General features: G+C 54.1%; 3 protein-coding genes. 1 reads left to right on the top strand and 2 read right to left on the bottom strand.

Features of this window, described 5'->3' with window-relative positions; translation table 11 throughout:
* Nucleotides 1-99: 99 nt before the first annotated feature.
* The gene (locus tag B2W52_RS04400) at nt 100-534 is read right to left on the bottom strand and encodes a PIN domain-containing protein (protein WP_123889262.1); all 435 of its coding nucleotides are present in this window, start codon (nt 532-534) and stop codon (nt 100-102) included.
* A complete protein-coding gene (locus B2W52_RS04395; protein WP_008169731.1) occupies nt 531-752 on the bottom strand; it encodes an AbrB/MazE/SpoVT family DNA-binding domain-containing protein in 222 nt (73 codons plus the stop codon). The genes B2W52_RS04400 and B2W52_RS04395 overlap by 4 nt, the downstream gene beginning before the upstream one ends.
* A 197-nt stretch (nt 753-949) precedes the next feature.
* Between B2W52_RS04395 and B2W52_RS04390 the strand changes: the two genes are divergently transcribed.
* Nucleotides 950-1,369: a BlaI/MecI/CopY family transcriptional regulator gene (locus B2W52_RS04390; protein ID WP_050898225.1), complete on the top strand. Its 420-nt coding sequence runs from the start codon at nt 950-952 to the stop codon at nt 1,367-1,369.
* The last annotated feature ends 90 nt before the right edge of the window (nt 1,370-1,459 follow it).

The following is a 1,459-nucleotide window of genomic DNA, read 5'->3' as shown; positions in this document are numbered from 1 at the left end:
GGCGGACTGCTCCTTGGTAGGCTTTGCGAGTATTGGCGCGGGTGCCCGCGCGTATGTAGTGGTCAATGCTGCTCATGCCGACCTTTTAATTTTGGCGAATTATGGACTTAGCGTCCCCAGTATTTCCAGAGCCGCGACGTCGAACGTATAGACGCCTTCAAACGCTTGGCCCCACTCGCGTGCTTGGCGCATGGCTTTATTCACAACGAGTGCGTCGGGAAAGTCAGCGCTCTTTTTCTTGCCACCGACCTTCACCGGCCGCGCCTTCTTATAGTCATTCAGAGCACGCCACACAGTCTGCCTATCCTCAAAGACAATGTTCGGCTCTGCAAACAGCGCACTGATCACGCCAGCAATGGCCTCGCGGTCAAGCTTGTAGCGCTTACCCGTTAGAACCCACATTGTCTCCACCAACACGACATCCGTCACCAGAGCGGGTACAGAGCCCGTGATCAGTGATACGGCCTTATGCGACTGAGCCTTATCGTCCAGCAGTAGGTAACGAAGCAGCACATTGGTATCAATGGCAATCACGCACCGATACCGTTTTGGCGGGAATCGTCCTCACTCACCTGGCGATCCACACGGATGCCCTTGAGAATCCCGCGCGCGGCTCCTGAGACCTTTTTGATGATGGTAATGTGGCCATCGTTGTCCACGTAGCTGTCGTATTCATCACCAGGCTCAATGCCCGCCAGCCGACACTGATCCACAGGCAAGGTGATTTGTCGTTTTGAGCTGACTTTTGGCATGACTAGAACCCTTTACATTAATCAATAGAGTAAAGACTACCGACCTCTTTGCTTCAGGTCAAGAAGTAAAGGAAATGGCGCTGACCTCGATCTAAACCCTCAGACAGGGCGCACTCGCTCTACAAAACCGATTGATCATCGGTTTTTGTGCTTCTATACTCTAGCTCATCTTCTCACGACCCGTCGCCGGAAAACCTGTGACTCAAGACACCCCTGATAAACTTGCCATTCCACCATTAGGCACTCTCGAAGTAGCGGTGCTGGTACATCTGTGGCGAGTCCCGGAGGCGTCCTCCAAAGAGGTACATGCTGCCATTGGTGTGGCGCGCGGCATTTCAGTGAATACTGTGCAGTCCACGTTGGAACGGCTGTATCGGAAAAAGCTGCTAAAGCGCTTCAAGGCTAGCCATGCATTCCGGTATGCCCCGCAGGTGGCCCGTGAGCAGCTGGTAGCCGGTCTGGTCAACGAGGTGCTCAGCCGCTTCGGCGGCGATACCGCTTCTTCGCTGGCGGCGTCCGTCGAAGCGGCGAATTGGCTGAACGAGGAAGCCTTGCATACGCTAGAGGCTGAACTTAAAAATATGCGTACGCGCGGCGAAGCTCTTCATGTGCGGTAGCATTTTTTGACCTTACAGATGGCTCGACAGGATCCAAACACCGGCTCCGATTAGTGTCAGCCCGTCTAAGATCTCGGTCTTTTGGCCAAT

This window comes from Marinobacter sp. UBA2498 (genome assembly GCF_002341575.1).
GTDB lineage: Bacteria > Pseudomonadota > Gammaproteobacteria > Pseudomonadales > Oleiphilaceae > Marinobacter > Marinobacter manganoxydans.
Note: the sequence above shows the minus strand (reverse complement) of the source record. Positions and strands in the feature narration are given on the sequence as shown.

What these genes read in the sequence shown, in the direction of transcription:
- B2W52_RS04395 (WP_008169731.1), bottom strand. Translation starts at nt 752, where the DNA reads ATGCCAAAAGTCAGCTCAAAACGACAAATCACCTTGCCTGTGGATCAG.